Source organism: Streptomyces montanus, assembly GCF_005786655.1.
Classification (GTDB): Bacteria; Actinomycetota; Actinomycetes; order Streptomycetales; family Streptomycetaceae; genus Streptomyces; species Streptomyces sporangiiformans.
The window spans coordinates 118,878-133,814 of sequence record NZ_VBZC01000005.1; the positions used below are offsets into that span (position 1 = coordinate 118,878).

A 14,937-nucleotide genomic window follows, 5' to 3' on the forward strand; every position below is an offset into this window, starting at 1 on the left:
CTCCGCGAGGACGCCGGACTTCGCGATCACGATCGGGGCCTTGGTGGCGCCCGAGCGCGAGCCCTGGGCCTCGACGGCCTTGACGACGTCCAGGCCCTCGACGACCTCGCCGAAGACGACGTGCTTGCCGTCCAGCCAGTCCGTGACGATCGTCGTGATGAAGAACTGCGAGCCGTTGGTGTTCGGCCCGGCGTTGGCCATGGACAGCAGGCCCGGCTTGGTGTGCTTCAGCTGGAAGTTCTCGTCGGCGAACTTCTCGCCGTAGATGCTCTTGCCGCCGGTGCCGTCGCCCCGGGTGAAGTCGCCGCCCTGGAGCATGAAGTCAGGGATCACCCGGTGGAATCCGGAGCCCTCGTAACCGAAACCGTGCTCGCCCGTGGCCAGCTCACGGAAGTTCCGCGCGGTCTTGGGGACCACGTCGTCGTACAGCTTGAAGACGATCCGACCCGCGGGCTCGCCGTTGATGGTGATGTCGAAGTACACATTGCTCATGGCTTCATCCTCACATCTCCTCTCCCCCGCGCCTATCCCGGGTCCTGCACCATCCGGGTGAGTCGCCGTCACAGAGCCCGGAGAGCGGGAACGAGAGGCCGGGACGCGGCAGTTGAGCGGTGTCAGGCGGCGCCGAAGGCCGTGCGCAGAGTCACGACGGCCTGACTGATGGCGGCGCGGGCGGCGTGGGTGTCGGCGAGGGCGTTGAGCATCACGAAGTCGTGGATGATGCCCTGGTAGCGAACCGCGGTGACCGGGACACCGGCCTCCCGGAGCTTGTTCGCGTAGGCCTCGCCCTCGTCGCGCAGGACGTCCGCCTCGGCGGTGATGACCAGGGCCGGGGGCAGTCCGGCGAGCTGCTCGGCGGTGGCGCGCAGCGGGGACGCGGTGATCTCCGCGCGCTGCGCCGCGTCGGTCGTGTACTGGTCCCAGAACCACCGCATGGCATCGCGGCGCAGGAAGTATCCCTCGGCGAACTGGTGGTAGGAGCCGGTGTCGAAGGCGGCGTCGGTGACCGGGTAGAAGAGGACCTGGGCGGTGAGGGGGACGTCACCGCGGTCCTTGGCCATCAGGGTCAGGGCGGCGGTCATGTTGCCGCCGACGGAGTCGCCGGCCACCGCGATGCGGGTGGCGTCGAGGTGGTGGTCGGCGCCGTCGGTGACGACCCACTGAGCGACGGTGTAGTTCTGCTCGATGGCGACGGGGTAGCGGGCCTCGGGCGACAGGTCGTACTCGGGGAAGACGACCGCGGCGCCGGTTCCGACGGCCAGTTCGCGTACGAGGCGGTCGTGGGTATGGGCGTTGCCGAAGACCCAGCCGGCGCCGTGGAGGTACACGATCACCGGGAGGACGCCCTCAGCTCCCGCGGGGCGGACGATGCGTGCGCGGACCTGGCCGGTCGGGCCACCCGACACGGTGATCCACTCCTCGTCGACGGCGGGCTTCGCGATCTCGTCCGACTGCACCTCGTCGACGACCTTGCGGCCCTCTGCCGGACCGAGGTCGAAGAGGTAGGGCGGCTTCGCGGTCGCCTCGGCGAAGGCCTCGGCAGCGGGTTCCAGGACGGGGCGGGGGCTGGAGTTCTCGGTCATGTCGATCTCCTCCGATCGGATGCCGCGCGCAGCCTCCACCAGCGGCCTGCGCTGCGGAGCGGCGGCATGCCATGAAGGTAGCGCAGTATTAAGTCGTGCACAACTAATTCGTACCCGATACAATCGGGGGGACTTGAACGATAGGGTGGAGACCGCGATGCACGCGCCGCACCAGGGAGCACTTCCGTGAGCACAGCCGAGAGAGAACCGAGCCAGGAGGGATCGCTGCTTCTGGACGACCAGCTGTGCTTCGCCCTCTACGCCGCCTCACGGGCGGTCACCGCGCGCTACCGCCCGCTGCTGGAGGAACTCGGGCTCACCTACCCGCAGTACCTCGTCATGCTCGTGCTGTGGGAACAGGACTCGATCTCCGTGCGCGACCTGGGCACGGCGCTCCAGTTGGAGTCCAGCACCCTCTCGCCCCTCCTCAAGCGCCTGGAGGCGGGCGGCCTGCTGCACCGCGAACGACGCGCGGAGGACGAACGCTCCGTGGCCATCCGCCTCACGGACGCCGGAGCGCGGCTTCGGGAGCGGGCCCGCACCGTTCCCCTCGCCATCGGCGATGCCATGGGCCTGACCCCTGAACAGGACGCCATGGCCAAGCAGCTCCTGCGCCTGCTCACGGCACACGTCACCGAGAACTGACTGTGCCCGTCGCATTCCGGGCCCCTCCCCCAAATGGCGGCCCCAGATGGACAGGCAGACGATGGAATGGCGGGACCCTGCCGACCGGTGTCGGCCGGCCGGCCGATGTCGGCCGTGGCGTCGTGACCGTCGTGGGGCGGCGACCACTGGGCCCGCGACAGTGTCGGCCACAGCCAGAGTGGAAGGAGCCGTCATGATCGAGGTCAAGACGGTCGAAAAACCGGATGAGCGGCGCGATTTCCCCCGGGGCCACCTCGAAGCAGTGCACCTCACCGGACTCGACTTCGCCGTGGGAACCTTCGAGCCCGGTTGGCGCTGGTCCGAGTCCGTGGCTCCGATCGCGGGGACCGAGAGCTGCCAGATCCATCACAACGGCTACATCGTCCAGGGACGGATGCGCATCCGTATGGACGAGGGCGGCGAGACCGAGGTCGGAGCCGGCGATGTCTTCGTGGTCCCGCCCGGCCATGACGCCTGGGTCGTGGGTGACGAACCGGTGGTGCTGTACGACTTCGAGGGAGGCATGGCCCAGAAGTACGCGAAGGCGGAATAGGGCTTTCGGTCCGGCACGCCTTTTCACGTCACGTATCCGGTCACGCATCCCGTCCGGCATCCCGTCGCGCAGGCCGCGCGTACCCTGTGGCCAGGCAGATGACTGGGCGGGGGAAGCCATGTCCGGAATGCCGTGCGCGCGATGTGCCGAGACGATGCGCGCGCTTCGCAGGGAGTTACAGCGGGCCGCGGAGGACCGGTCGGTGGAGGGACTGCCCGTACCTCGGGAGGGCGGGGACCGGCCGGTGGTGGAACTACGGTCAGGGCACGACCTGGTGTCGTTGCTGGAACGGCAGATGACCGGTCGCGAACGTGACCTCGGGCCCGACCATCCCGACACCCTGCGCTCCCGCAGCAACCTGGGGGGTGCCTGTCAACAGGCGGGACACCTCGATCGTGCCGTATCGCTGTTCGAGCGGACCCTGGCCGACAGCGAACGCCTTCTCGGGCCCGACCACCCAGACACCCTCACCGTTCACAACAACCTCGCGGGCGGCTACGAGGCGGCCGGCGACCCGGCCCGCGCCATCCCGCTCTACGAGCACGCTCTGGCCGGTCGTGAGCGCGCCTTCGGCCCCGACGACCCACGCACCTTGCTGTGCCGTGACAATCTCGCCCGCGCCCTCGAGCAGACAGGGAACCTGGCCCGTGCCATCCCCCTGCACGAGCGGACCCTGGCCGATCGTGAGCGGGTCCTGGGACCCGGCCATCCCGAAACCCTGCTCTCCCGGGGCAATCTCGCCCACGCCCACGACAGGGCGGGAAACGAGGAGCGGAGCGCGGAGTCCTTCCGGCGCACCCTGGCCGACAGCGAACGCCATATCGGGCCCGACCACCCCGCGACACACCATGTCCGGGAGCTGCTGGCCCATGTGCGCAGTGGCTGAACCACCGACTGAACCACCGGCTGAACTGCCGTCCCTGCGGCTCGCGTTCTTCCGGGGGCTGCGCTCGCGCTGTCACCGCGCACCCACGGCTACGCGGCTGACTGCGGCTGACTCTGTTTGACATCTGGAGTGGCCTCGGTGCCCCTCCATGGTCGTGTCGCTTCCGGTTCTGTCCGAACCGGGAGGATGGCAGTCGCGGCGACGGCGCGGCCCTACCGTTGGGGCGAGGCACCGGACCCGAGGGGAAGCGTCACTCGTGCATGAAGCACCGATCTACGCCCAGCTGATCTCCGAACGCGGCGACGTACCACTGCAGGTGCGCAGCGAAGCCCGCCGGCTCCTGCGCGAGCTCGGCTGGATCCTCAACGCGGACTCCTCGTCCACGGGCCGCCCGCCGGGGTCCCCCGCGGGCTCCGCCCCCGCCCCCGTCTCCACCTCCGGCTCTCGTTCCCTGCCGCCCCGCTCGCCCGGCCGGTTCGTCAGGTCACAGACGTAACCACTCCGTCAGGACGACCTCCTCGCCGCTCCGCAGCCGCAGTGCGAAGGGACCGGTGAGGGACAGGTCGCAGGTGAAGCGACCCATCTCGTCGGCTGTGACCGTCGTGGCCGAGGCCGACTGCGGACCGCCCAGGATTTCGATGCGTGCCGGCCGCGGTGGCAGTACCTGCCCCATCATCCCTTGGGCCGTCACCTCGACGTCGACGGTGAGGGCGACGGTGCTGAAGGTCAGCATCCTGGGCACGTCCGGCCCCCGGACCGGGACGGCGTCGACGAGGGAGTCGAAGGTCAGCTGGGCGAGTTGGGCGTCCACGTCGTGCAGCGAGTTCAGGGCGTAGGCCTCGACGGCAGTGCGCCGCAGCTCGGCGGGCACCGGGTCCAGGATGGCCGCGGCCTGGCGCAGTGCCTCTTCGAGAACGTCGTCCTCCAAAGCCTCCGAAGCCTCGTGGTCGAAACCGTCGCCGCCGCGTCCGCCGTCGTCGAAAACGTCGTCGTCGTTCACAGAACCCCCCGTGCGGCAAGGCGCGCTCGCAGGCGACGCAGGCAACGCTGGCGCAGGGGCCCGATACTGCCCACTGCGATGCCCAGTGAAGCGGACACCTCCTGGTAGCTGGGCGGCGGCGAGGCCATCAGGACGCGGAGCAACTGCCTGCAGCGGTCGCCCAGTTCGTCGAACTCCTGCCACAGCCGACGGATGCGCTCCGCTTCGGCGGCCGCCTCCTCGGAGTCGATGACCGTCTGCTCGGGTGTGCGGTCGTCGCTGACCCGGTCGAGCAGTCGTGGATCGTCCGTGGGGGTGAGCCGGCTTGTGGTCCTGATGACCTTGAGGCACTCGTGCCGCGCGGTGCTCGCGAGCCACGACCCGGCCTTCTGCGGTTCACGGATCCGCCGTAAGTGCTGGGCGAAGCGGAACCAGGCGGTCTGATACACCTCGTGCCCGTCCGCGTCGGAGAGCCGATGCGCGCGCACGACCGACCACACCAGCGGGCTCAGCCCGTCCACCAGCGCTTTCCAGGCCGCCGCGTCTCCGTCGGCGGCGGACTGGACAAGCGCACCGACAGCAACACGGTCCACGGCCCCACCCCTCGTGTACGGCAAGTCATCGTACGCCGCGGAATGGGTGGTTCCGGCCGAGATCGTGCAGGAGAGCGTCATGCCGGAGGAGTCGGCTGGACGACGGGGACCGGGCTCCAGGTGGGTGGGCGCAGCGCGGGCACGACGGCTCCGCGTACTTCCGCGTGGCCGCTGTTCGCCAGCAGGAGCTGTCGCCGGGCGGCACGAGGATCGGCTTCCTTGTGCGCCACCATGTGGGCGGCGACCATGCCGGCGACCACCGGAGTGGCGAACGAGGTCCCGCTCCACTGGGCGAACCCCTCGAACATCACCTGCTCCGGCCGGCCCGACGTCGGCTTGCTCCCCTCGCTCAACTCGCCGATGTGCTTGGGGTACTGGCAGGTGCAGGCGTAGCTGAAACCGTGCCGGCAGGCGTCGTACGAGGAGTGCTGGTAGACGTACGGCACGGGTGCGCCGAAGCCGGTGAACGAGCTCGTCAGCCGCTCTCCCGGGGCGTAGACCTTCACCCAGGGGCCGTGGTTGCTGAAGCAGGCGCCGAACTCGCCGTCGCTGCGCAGCGCTCCGACCGACAGCACGACGTTCTCGTAGCCGGGGACACTGGCGTAGGCGGCGGGCCAGAAGGGTGTGGCGCTGGCGTTGTTGCCGGCTGCCGCGACGAGCAGGGTGCGGGGCTGGTCGCGCAGTTCCCGCATGAACGCCTCCACGCCGAGCAGCCCTTCGGAGCTGCCGTTCGACGTGCCCGCGGAGAGGCTGATGACGGCGGGCCAGCCGTCCCGGTCGACGGCCTCGAAGAGCTTGTCGCCGAAGTCGGATTCCAGGATGGCGCCGGCGTCGTTCAGTGTGTTGCGGACCGTGATGTCCGTGTTGGGTGCGACCGCCGCGACGAGCCCCGCGATGAAGGTGCCGTGGCCGACGTACTGCTGGAGGATTCCCTTGTCGTCGGTCTCGGTGAGCTGACCGTCCCCCTGGGTGTGCGCCAGCGCGGCGTAGGCCCGGTAGTCGTGCATGAGCCCGGTGTCGATCACCAGGACGCCGACGGCGGTGTCCTGGTCGTACAGGCCCTCCTCCAGGGCCGGGTTGGGCGGGAGGGTGAGCGGGGCGGGCACGGGCTCGTCGCCGGGACAGGCGTTGACCGCGATCGACACCACGTGGTTGCGGCTCACCAGCCGGTGCCCGGCCCGCCCCTCCACCTCGCGCAGCGCCCGCAGTGCGCCCGCGACGGCGCGGTCGCCGCGTCGGTCGCCCTGGCCCGGATCGCCCACCTGGATACGGGTGATGCCCGACCGGCCGGCCGACGGCCCCGCCCTGCGCACGCTGTCCGCCTGGAGTCCGGTGAACTCGGCGAACCGCTCCCGCACGGTGTCCTCGACGACTTGTGCCTCCTCGCCGTCACGGGCCAGCACGACACCCTTCTCGTAGAGGAACTCGGCGGAGTCGTCCGGGCCCATCGCCAACGGCACATCGGGCATCGAGCGCTGGATCTGATCGAACTGCTCCTGGAATCGCTGAGGTGCCATGGCGTGTCCTCCCCTTGAGCCGACGTTCGTCAATCAGAGCCGCCAGACGATTGGTTGATACAGCACGACGATCGATACAGCATGAGGATTGATACAGCGTCATCCCTGTCTGCCGCGCTGCCCGGACCTCTACCATCCGAGGGGTGACAGGCGGAAGCGACGCGATTCTCGATCTCCTCCCGATGGTGTTCGCCCGCCCCAACGACGCGTTGGCGAGGGCAGAGGCGGTGCTCGACGCCGATCCGTCGCCGCTCCACGCCTCCGTCGCCCACCAGGTGATCGGCATGTGGCAGCGTGACTTCGGCGATCTCCGTATCGCCCTGCGGCATCTGCGGCGCGCCCGCGACCTCGCGGCACGTTCGGGTTCCGCCGACCGGGAGGCGGATGTCCTGGCCACGCTCGGGGTTGCGTTGGTGCACGCGGGGCGCACTCGGCAGGGGCTGGCCGCTTTCGAGCGCGGTGTCACCCGGGGTACGGGTCACACCCGGGCCCGTGTCCTGTTCCGCCGGGGGTACGTCTGGTGGGTGCTGGGACACCATCGCGAGGCCCTGGACGATCTGCGCCGGGCAACTCCCGTACTGCGGCAGGCGGACGACGTCATCTGGACCGCTCGGGCCCTGACCCTGCGCGCCACCGTGCACCTGGCGCTGGGCGCGGTGGAGCGGGCCGACGCCGACTTCGCCGCGGCCGAACGGTTGTGGGACACCACCGGCCAGGAGCACGACAAGGCCGATGTCGTCGAGAGCCGGGCGCTGGCCGCCTTCCGGTCGGGCGACATCCCCGCGGCGCTGCGTCTGTTCGACGAGGCCGCCGAGCGGTACGCCAAGCTCGGGACCCCGATCTTCGTGTTCTACATCCGGCGCTGCGAGGTCCTGATGGCCGCCGGACTGGCACCCGAAGCGCTTGCCGAGGCCGATACGGCGATAGCCGAACTCGACCGCATCGGCGGCCAGAGCACTCGTAAGGCGGAGCTGTTGCTGGCCGCCGCCCGCGCCGCGCGGCTGGCGGGCGATCCGCACACCGCGATCGCCCGGGCGGCCCTGGCCGTACGTCTCTTCGCGGGCCAGCGTCGCAGCTGGTGGGAGACGCACGCGCGGCTGGTGTCGATCGAGGCACGGGTGGCGGCCGGCCGCAGCTCGGGGCGGCTGGTGGCCGAGGCAGCGGAGTTGGCCGAACAGCTGGCCGGATTCGGTTCGCCCGCCGCACCGGAGGCGTCGCTGCTCGCGGGGCGGATCGCCCTCTCCCTGGGCTGGACCGCCGACGCCGAGCGGCATCTGGCCGTCGCCGCCCGCAGCAGAGGGAGCGGGCCGCCGCTGGCGCGGATGACCGGCTGGGCGGCACAGGCGCTTCGGGCACAGGCCGCCGGTTCCAGCCGGGGCGTGCTGGAGGCCTGCCGGCGCGGGCTCGACGTGCTCGACGACCACCGGATGACGCTCGGTGCCTCGGAACTGCGCGCCCGCGCCACCGCGCAGGGAGCGGAGCTCGCCGCCCTGGCTCAGCGGGCCAGTCTCGTCTCCGGTGGGCCGCGGCGGCTGCTCGTGTGGAGTGAGCGCTGGCGGGCCACGGTGCTCTCGTCACCCCCCACGCGGCCGCCTGCCGACCCGGCGCTGCTGAGCAGCCTCACCGCGTTCCGGGAGATCGCGGCCCGTGCGGAGGCCGCCCGTGTGGAGGGCCGGCCGGTGCCGCCCCTGGAGCGTGAACAGCGCCGCCTGGAACGCGAGGTGCGCTCCCGGACCCTGCACATCCGCGGTGAGGTCCCCGGCGGCGGACACCGGTTCGATCCCGGCAGACTGCTGGAGCGGTTGGAGGACGGGCGGCTGGTGGAGATCGCCGTGCTCGACGGCCGGGTCCAGGTGCTGCTCTGCGGCGACGGCCGTGTACGGCGCTTCGAGGCGGGTCTGCTCGCGGACGCGGTGGCCGAGGCCGAACATGTGCAGGCCGGATTGCGTCGCCTGGCCCACCCCGGGGCGGAGGGCAGGCTCAAGGTGCTGGAGGCCTCGGGGCGGCGTCTGGAGGAGCTGCTGCTCGGCGCGGCCGTCTCTCATCTGGGTTCCGGCCCGGTCGTGGTGGTGCCGCCCGGCAGTCTGCACCGCGTGCCGTGGGCGCTGCTGCCTTCGCTCCGGGAGCGTGTCCTCAGCGTCTCGCCGTCGGCGAGCAGCTGGCTGCGCGCCGTGGAGACCGAGCCGCCGCCGGACGGAGGGCATGTGCTGGTCCGTGGCCCGGGCCTGGCGACCGGCGGCGCGGAGGTGCCCGAGCTGGTCGACCGGTACGGCAGGACGACGGTGCTGGAAGGCGACGACGCCCGGGTGCCGCGTGTGCTGGACTCGCTCGACGGAGCCATGCTCGCCCATATCGCGGCACACGGTACGTTCCGCGCGGACAGTCCGCTGTTCTCGTCGCTGCGGATGGCCGACGGTCCGCTCATCGTGCATGACTTCGAGCGCCTGCAGCGCAGCCCGTACCGGATCATCCTGTCCAGCTGCGACACCGCCAGGCTCGCCTCGGTCGGCGCCGACGAGGTTCTCGGACTCGTCACAGCCCTGTTGTCGCTGGGCACGGCGGGGATCGTGGCGAGCAGCGTGCCGGTCAACGACGCCACGGTGGTGGCGTTGATGCTCGCGCTGCACAAGGGTCTGAGCTCGGGGCTCTCCCTGGCCGAGGCGCTGCGCGACGCACGTGCCGCGCTGCCGAGCGACGCGGTGCACCAGGCCACCGGGTGGGCGTTCGCGGCGTTCGGTGCGGCCTGAAGCGCGCTCGGGGTGTGGGAGCGCGGGCCGACGATTCAGGCTGACCGTGCGGTCGGCAGTCCGGCCTCCTCCGGGGCGTCCACGAGCCAGGGCAGCGCGTCACGATCGCCGGCGCCGAGTCGGGCATAGGCGCCGTACAGGTGGTTGCCGACGGTACGGATCGACAGGGTCAGCTGCTCCGCGATCTGCCGGTTGCTCAGGCCGGCGGCCGCGAGCGTGACGATCTGCCGTTGCCGGGCCGTGAGTTCGCCCAGTACGAGCCGGGACAGCGCGGGTGTGCGGGCTCCCTGGCACCGCCGGGCCAGCGTCACGGCACGCGACCGTGACATGCGGGCGGCCCGCGGGTCGCGGTGGACCCGTACGGCCTGCGCGTGCGCCTCGGCCGCGAAGAGCAGGAAGCCGCGCTGCTCCAGTCGTTCGGCCGCCCGGTCCAGCGCCGGTCCGTCCCCCCGGGCGAGCGCGTCCGCATGCGGGGCCAGCAGAGCCGCGGGCTCGCCGGGCAGCCGGGCGAGCCGGTCCGCGACCAGATCGGGGGCGCCGAGGCGCACCGCGTCGTACAGGGCGAAGGCGCTGTCCCCGCTGAAGTCCCCGCTGACCGGTTCCAGGCAGACCGCCTTCAGCGCTTTGCCGGTGTCTCCCCGGGCGGCCCACAGCCAGGTGGCCGCCTGGCCGGGCGCCGGATGGCCCTCCAGCACGTCGTGGGCTGCTGTCGCATGGCCCGACTGCGCTTCGGCGAGGGCGAGTTCGGCGCGGCAGGACAGATCGTCCGCCGCCGTCCGCAGGCCTTCTCGCGCCCACGCCACGGCCTCCCGCAACGCTCCGCGCAGCCGTGCGACGCGGGCTCGCACCGCCGCGTACTCGGCCGGCACAGGGCTGTCCGGGCCCGCGCCTTCCTCGGCCAGCCAGTCCCCGACAGGGGTGGGCACTTCCCGTACGTCGGCCTGCTCGATTCGTCGCGTCAGAGCGGCGCTCTCCGCGTCGAGGGCGGGCCCGTACCGGGGCGGTGTACGGGTCAGTCGCCTGGCCCTCAACTGTCCGGCGCCGGCCCGCAGTACCGGTCCGTGCAGCGGGTGCGAGAGGCGAACGGCGGAGTGTTCGTCGATGCCGATCAGCCCTTGGGCCTCAAGACGTTCGAGCAGCCCCTCGTCCAGTTCGCCGATGTCCAGGCCCAGCGGCTCACTGAAGGCGAGCCGTTCGAGAGCCGCCGACTCGTCCGGGCTCAAGCGGTCGAGGGCGCTCGCGGTCCGCTCCCGCACGGTCGCGGTCACCGGCACCGGGCCCCGCCAGGCCCACGCGTCGGACGCCCGGGTCAGCAGTCCCCGTCGACACAACGCGCCCAGCAGTTCCCGCAGCAGCCGCAGGTCCCCCTGGCACAGCCGGTGCAGCCGGTTCACGGTGAGCTGCTCCACGGCACCGTCCACGTCCGCGGCCACCAGCTGGGCCACGTCCTGAGGCGGCAGCGGCTCCAGACGCAGGCGCGGCAGCAGCTCTCCGGTCCAGAGCCGGGACACCGCGCCGGGAACGGGTTCGGCGTGGATCGCGCCGGGGACGGGTGCGTTGTCCGTCGAGACGACCAGCAGACGGGTGCGCCCGTGCACGGCCAGCTGATGAACCAGCGCGGCCGACGCGTCGTCCAGTAGATGCGCGTCGTCGACGAGCAGATTGCGGACGCCGGCCAGGAGATGGACCGCTCGGTGCAGCGAGACCCCCTCCGGCAGGAGGTGCGCGAACCCGGCGAAGGGAATCCGCCGTGTCTCCGGCGTGCCCGTCACGGTCGCGCAACCGGTGCCGCGGACGGCCTCCTTGACGAGCCGGGTCTTGCCGCAGCCCTCGGGGCCCGTCACCACGATGCCGTGGCGTCCGGCGGTGAGCGATCCGCGGATCAGCTCCAGTTCGTCCTCCCGGCCCGTGAACGGCCAGGGCATTTCAAGAGTCTTCGCGTCCCGTTCGAAGGTCTTCACGTCCAATGAGAGCGGGGCTACTCAGTTCTGATACAGGGGGACTTGAGTAGCCCTCGACTCAGGCGCACGGAGGCCCGCCGGCCCCAGTCTGAGTGCATGAACGCACGCTACTGCTCGCTCCCGCAGCAGCCGGCCCCGGCCTTCGGCCCCGGGCTGACCGCCGAGCGGCTCAGTGCGCTCATCTCCGGCCACCAGATGTGGGTCAACGGCACTGTTCTGCACTACTACTTCTTCGACGGCGAGACCGACGGGTCCGTCATCCCCGTCCCGGGGACCGACGAGACACGATGGGTGTCGTGGGCCGGCGCCAAGGAGCAGCAGGACGTCGTGCGCGACTGCTTCCAGGAGTGGCAGGATCTCGGTGTCGGCCTCGCCTTCGCCGAAGTCGGCGACCGGTCGGAGGCGGAACTGCGCATAGGGTTCCAGCTCGGCGACGGCTCCTACTCCACGGTGGGCCGGGACGCGCTCTCGGTCGGCCGCGGCCGGCGCACCATGAACTTCGGCTGGGACCTGACCGCGCCCGGGAACCGGTCGACAGCTCTGCACGAGATCGGCCACGCCCTCGGCATGCTCCACGAACACCAGAGCCCGTTCGCGGGCATCCACTGGGACGACGAAGCCGTTTACGCCGACCTGGCGGGTCCGCCGAACTTCTGGAACCGCGACAAGACGTACTACAACATTCTGCGCAAGCTCGGCCCGGGCGAAGTCAACGGCTCCGCCTGGGACCCGCAGTCGATCATGGAGTATCCCTTCGAGGCGGGGCTGATCCTCGAACCGGAGCGGTACCGGGCGGGACTGCAGCCGCCCGGCGCCCTCTCCCCCGCCGACAAGGAGTTCGTCCACCGCTGGTATCCGCCGGCCGGCACGCCGCGGCCGACCACGCTCGTGCCCTTCCGCTCGGTGCCCTTGGGCCTCGGCACCGGCGAACAGGCCGACCTGGTCGTCGAACCGCCGGAGACGCGCGAGTACACCGTCGGCACCTTCGGAGAGAGCGACACCGTCGTCGTGGTCTTCGAGGAGATGGGCGGCGAGCCGCGCTACCTCTGCGGACGGGACGACGGCGGGACACCGCACAACGCTCACATCAAGGTCCGGCTCGTCAAGGGCCGACGCTACTTCGTCCGCGTGCGCCTCTACTCCACCTGGGGTTCGGGCGAGACGGCGGTCATGTGCTGGTGACGGCACTGGCCATCGGCACGAGTCCGTTTCCGACGGACACACAGACCATCTTCCGGCACCGGGGGAGCGGTCGAGGACGTCGCCTTCGGGGGATGGTGACGTCCTCGGCCACGCCCGGACCACGGTTTTCCGCGTGGCCGCATGACTCGACTTTCTGTGTACGGTCCCCGTGTTGCGGCAGGTTGTGTTGCGCACGGAGGGAGCTGAGTTGTGGATGAGTGGCGTCTGTTCTGGACCGGAGTCGGCGGTTCCCCGGATGGCGGTCGAGACGATGTGCTGGGCGCGTGGGGCGACTTGGCCGAGCGGGAGCGGGCGCTCGGGATCCGGCCCGGACAGGACGAAGCCGAGGGTCAGAAGGAGGTGCTGGGCTTGGATTCCGTAGGTGACAAGGCGCCTGTTCCACTCGTCTCGACGGCGCTCTCGTTCTCATGCTCGCGGTCCTGATCAGAATGCCGGCGCAGCTTGCTCGTGCCGCGGTCCCTGACTGCGTGCCTTGAGCAGCGCGTCCCGTAGGCGGTTGTGGGTCATGGCAAGGCTGGCGTGCATCGCGCCGCGTGCTACCGAGAGTCCCAGGACCTGGGAGACGGTCGTGATCCGGGGGATGGCCGGCAAGGTCTGTTCGAGTCGCTTGCGTACGTCGGGGAGCACCTCGTCGACCAAGGGGCGCAGCCGGCCGACGAAGTAGACGGATTCGGGATCGAGTGTCACGGCGACGATGCTCACGGCGGTCGTGACCGCCGTCGTGAACGCCTTGAGTATCTCCGCACGGGCTCGATGGTCCTGAGACGTCAGCCACAGGTCCTCGACGCGTTCGACGTCCAGTCCGTGGTCACGAGCGAACCTCACAAGCCCTGCGGTGCTCAGCAGCCCGTTGAGGGTGCGGTCGTCGATGCCCGAGGAGAGGGAACCGATGTCGCCGAACGCAGGAGTACGTCCCCGAGCCAGTTCCTGGTCCCTGCAGGTGGCGAAATTCAGGGTGCTGCTGACGCTGAACAGGGCGGCGTTATGGATGCTTGCGTCGTCCGTGAGCACCTGGAGCAAGGATGCGTTCGCGTCACTGTCGAAGGTCACTGGAGCATCGAGGAGTTGTTCGACGGCTCGCTGGAGGTCTCTGCCGGAGAAGATTTTCATCGGATCGGCAGGCCGAAAGACCTCGGCGCCGTCGCGGACATGGGCGGGCAGTGCCACGACGACCTGGCGCAGCGGCCCTCGTGCGGGTGCGCTGGTCTGCGCGATCAGGTCGACCAGCCACCGGCCGGCAGCGGGAACGTCGTGGTGCTCGGCCGTCGGAACGATCACGTGTCCGATCTCACGGCCGCGTAGGTCGGTGACCAGCACGCCGGTGGTCACGGCGCCGAAGCCGACCCCCACGACGTGTCCGGCCGTCTCGGGCACGTCGAGGTACGTCGACGGACGGCCACGCCCGGCGACGGCGTCGACTCCCCCGTCCACGACGAACCCGTCAGAGCGCAGTTCCTCCACTGCCCGCGACACCGTCGCCTTGCTCAATGCCGTGAGCTCGATGAGCTTGTTCCGGGTCAACGGCGCATGGGCGAGAACCACGTCAAGGACATTTGCCTTGTTGTAGTCGCGCGGTGTGGGGTTGATGCTGCTCACCTCATGACCTTAGCGAGACCGTACGCAGCCCGAACCAGTGGCTCCGCCTGCTCCTCTCGGGGGGAGAACCTCGTGGCCGTCTCCTGCTGGAGGCGGGTTCGCAGCGCTCGGCTCTGTGTTCTCTGTCCTGTGTCGGCTTGGATCAGCAGCCGAGGAGCTTCGGCAGGCCCGACAGGTCGGGCAGCTCGTCGTAGGGCTGGTAGTCGGCGCTGCCCGGGTGGCCGTAGCGGTTGATCCACACCCGGCGCTTCAGGCCGAGGTCGCGGGTCGGGATGTGGTCGTACTCCCAGCCCTGGGCGACGTGGATGACCTGCGACGGCTCGACGCCCATGGTCTTGAAGGCGTACTCGAAGGTCTGGCGATCGGGCTTGTAGGCGCCGGCCTGCTGGGCGGTGATGACGTAGTCGAACTCGACACCGATGTTCTCGACGTTCCGCGCGATCAGGTTGTCGTCGGTGTTGGAGATGATGGCGATCTCGTACTTGGTCTTCAGCGCGCGCAGCGCGTCCGGCACCTCCGGGAAGGGGCCGAAGGTGGGCACGGCCTCAACGAGCGCGTCACCGTCGGAGTCGCGGTACTCCAGGCCGTGCAGGCGCATGGCGTTGCGCAGGCTGGAGTGCAGGATCTCGTGGTACGGGCGGTAGGCCTCCAGGACGGCCTGGAAGCGCATGACG

14 protein-coding genes are annotated in these 14,937 nt (G+C 70.5%); 6 read left to right on the forward strand and 8 right to left on the reverse strand.

Features of this window, described 5'->3' with window-relative positions:
- Together FE633_RS05750 and FE633_RS05755 are read right to left on the reverse strand one after the other, a co-directional pair.
- Positions 1-492, reverse strand: a 492-nt coding sequence (locus FE633_RS05750) for a peptidylprolyl isomerase (RefSeq protein WP_119103280.1), incomplete at its 3' end; no start/stop codon positions are given.
- A 122-nt stretch (positions 493-614) separates the two neighbouring features.
- Positions 615-1,583 (reverse strand): alpha/beta hydrolase, encoded by a 969-nt coding sequence (locus tag FE633_RS05755; protein WP_138043981.1) that lies wholly within the window; start codon positions 1,581-1,583, stop codon positions 615-617.
- Between the two features lie 186 nt (positions 1,584-1,769).
- Between FE633_RS05755 and FE633_RS05760 the strand changes: the two genes are divergently transcribed.
- The 4 genes from FE633_RS05760 (at position 1,770) to FE633_RS05775 (ending at position 4,163) form a co-directional block, all read left to right on the forward strand.
- Positions 1,770-2,228 (forward strand): MarR family winged helix-turn-helix transcriptional regulator, encoded by a 459-nt coding sequence (locus FE633_RS05760; protein ID WP_171059816.1) that lies wholly within the window; start codon positions 1,770-1,772, stop codon positions 2,226-2,228.
- Positions 2,229-2,421: 193 nt separating this feature from the next.
- Positions 2,422-2,781, forward strand: coding sequence for a cupin domain-containing protein (locus tag FE633_RS05765; protein WP_138043982.1), 360 nt, complete (start codon positions 2,422-2,424; stop codon positions 2,779-2,781).
- A gap of 154 nt (positions 2,782-2,935) precedes the next feature.
- Complete coding sequence (locus FE633_RS05770; protein ID WP_212747163.1) at positions 2,936-3,667, forward strand: tetratricopeptide repeat protein; 732 nt, start codon at positions 2,936-2,938, stop codon at positions 3,665-3,667.
- A gap of 256 nt (positions 3,668-3,923) precedes the next feature.
- Positions 3,924-4,163 (forward strand): hypothetical protein, encoded by a 240-nt coding sequence (locus FE633_RS05775; RefSeq protein WP_138043984.1) that lies wholly within the window; start codon positions 3,924-3,926, stop codon positions 4,161-4,163.
- Here the strand turns inward: FE633_RS05775 and FE633_RS05780 are convergent.
- The 3 genes from FE633_RS05780 to FE633_RS05790 are packed head-to-tail and all read right to left on the reverse strand — an operon-like array spanning position 4,152 to position 6,756.
- Positions 4,152-4,667 carry a hypothetical protein gene (locus tag FE633_RS05780; RefSeq protein WP_138043985.1) on the reverse strand — a complete coding sequence of 172 codons (516 nt, stop codon included), beginning with the start codon at positions 4,665-4,667 and terminating at the stop codon, positions 4,152-4,154. The two genes, FE633_RS05775 and FE633_RS05780, sit on opposite strands and share 12 nt — an antisense overlap.
- The gene (locus tag FE633_RS05785; protein WP_138043986.1) at positions 4,664-5,320 is read right to left on the reverse strand and encodes an RNA polymerase sigma factor; all 657 of its coding nucleotides are present in this window, start codon (positions 5,318-5,320) and stop codon (positions 4,664-4,666) included. The genes FE633_RS05780 and FE633_RS05785 overlap by 4 nt, the downstream gene beginning before the upstream one ends.
- Positions 5,317-6,756, reverse strand: coding sequence for a S8/S53 family peptidase (locus FE633_RS05790; protein ID WP_138043987.1), 1,440 nt, complete (start codon positions 6,754-6,756; stop codon positions 5,317-5,319). Before FE633_RS05790 ends, FE633_RS05785 begins: the two co-directional genes overlap by 4 nt.
- 143 nt (positions 6,757-6,899) lie before the next feature.
- On the opposite strand from FE633_RS05790, the gene FE633_RS05795 reads away from it, so the two are divergent.
- On the forward strand, positions 6,900-9,503 hold the full coding sequence (locus FE633_RS05795; RefSeq protein ID WP_138043988.1) for a CHAT domain-containing protein: 2,604 nt from the start codon (positions 6,900-6,902) through the stop codon (positions 9,501-9,503).
- A gap of 35 nt (positions 9,504-9,538) precedes the next feature.
- Here the strand turns inward: FE633_RS05795 and FE633_RS05800 are convergent, their stop codons facing one another.
- Entirely contained in the window at positions 9,539-11,464 is a 1,926-nt protein-coding gene (locus FE633_RS05800) for a LuxR family transcriptional regulator AbsR2 (protein WP_246113442.1), read from the reverse strand.
- Between the two features lie 96 nt (positions 11,465-11,560).
- Between FE633_RS05800 and absR1 the strand changes: the two genes are divergently transcribed.
- Positions 11,561-12,646 carry a beta-glucuronidase AbsR1 gene (gene absR1, locus FE633_RS05805; protein WP_138043989.1) on the forward strand — a complete coding sequence of 362 codons (1,086 nt, stop codon included), beginning with the start codon at positions 11,561-11,563 and terminating at the stop codon, positions 12,644-12,646.
- Positions 12,647-13,090: 444 nt separating this feature from the next.
- On the opposite strand, the gene FE633_RS05810 is transcribed toward absR1, so the two are convergent.
- Both FE633_RS05810 and FE633_RS05815 read right to left on the reverse strand, forming a co-directional pair.
- On the reverse strand, positions 13,091-14,263 hold the full coding sequence (locus FE633_RS05810) for an ROK family transcriptional regulator (protein ID WP_246113443.1): 1,173 nt from the start codon (positions 14,261-14,263) through the stop codon (positions 13,091-13,093).
- Between the two features lie 142 nt (positions 14,264-14,405).
- Positions 14,406-14,937, reverse strand: a 532-nt coding sequence (locus FE633_RS05815) for an HAD-IA family hydrolase (protein WP_138044112.1), incomplete at its 5' end; no start/stop codon positions are given.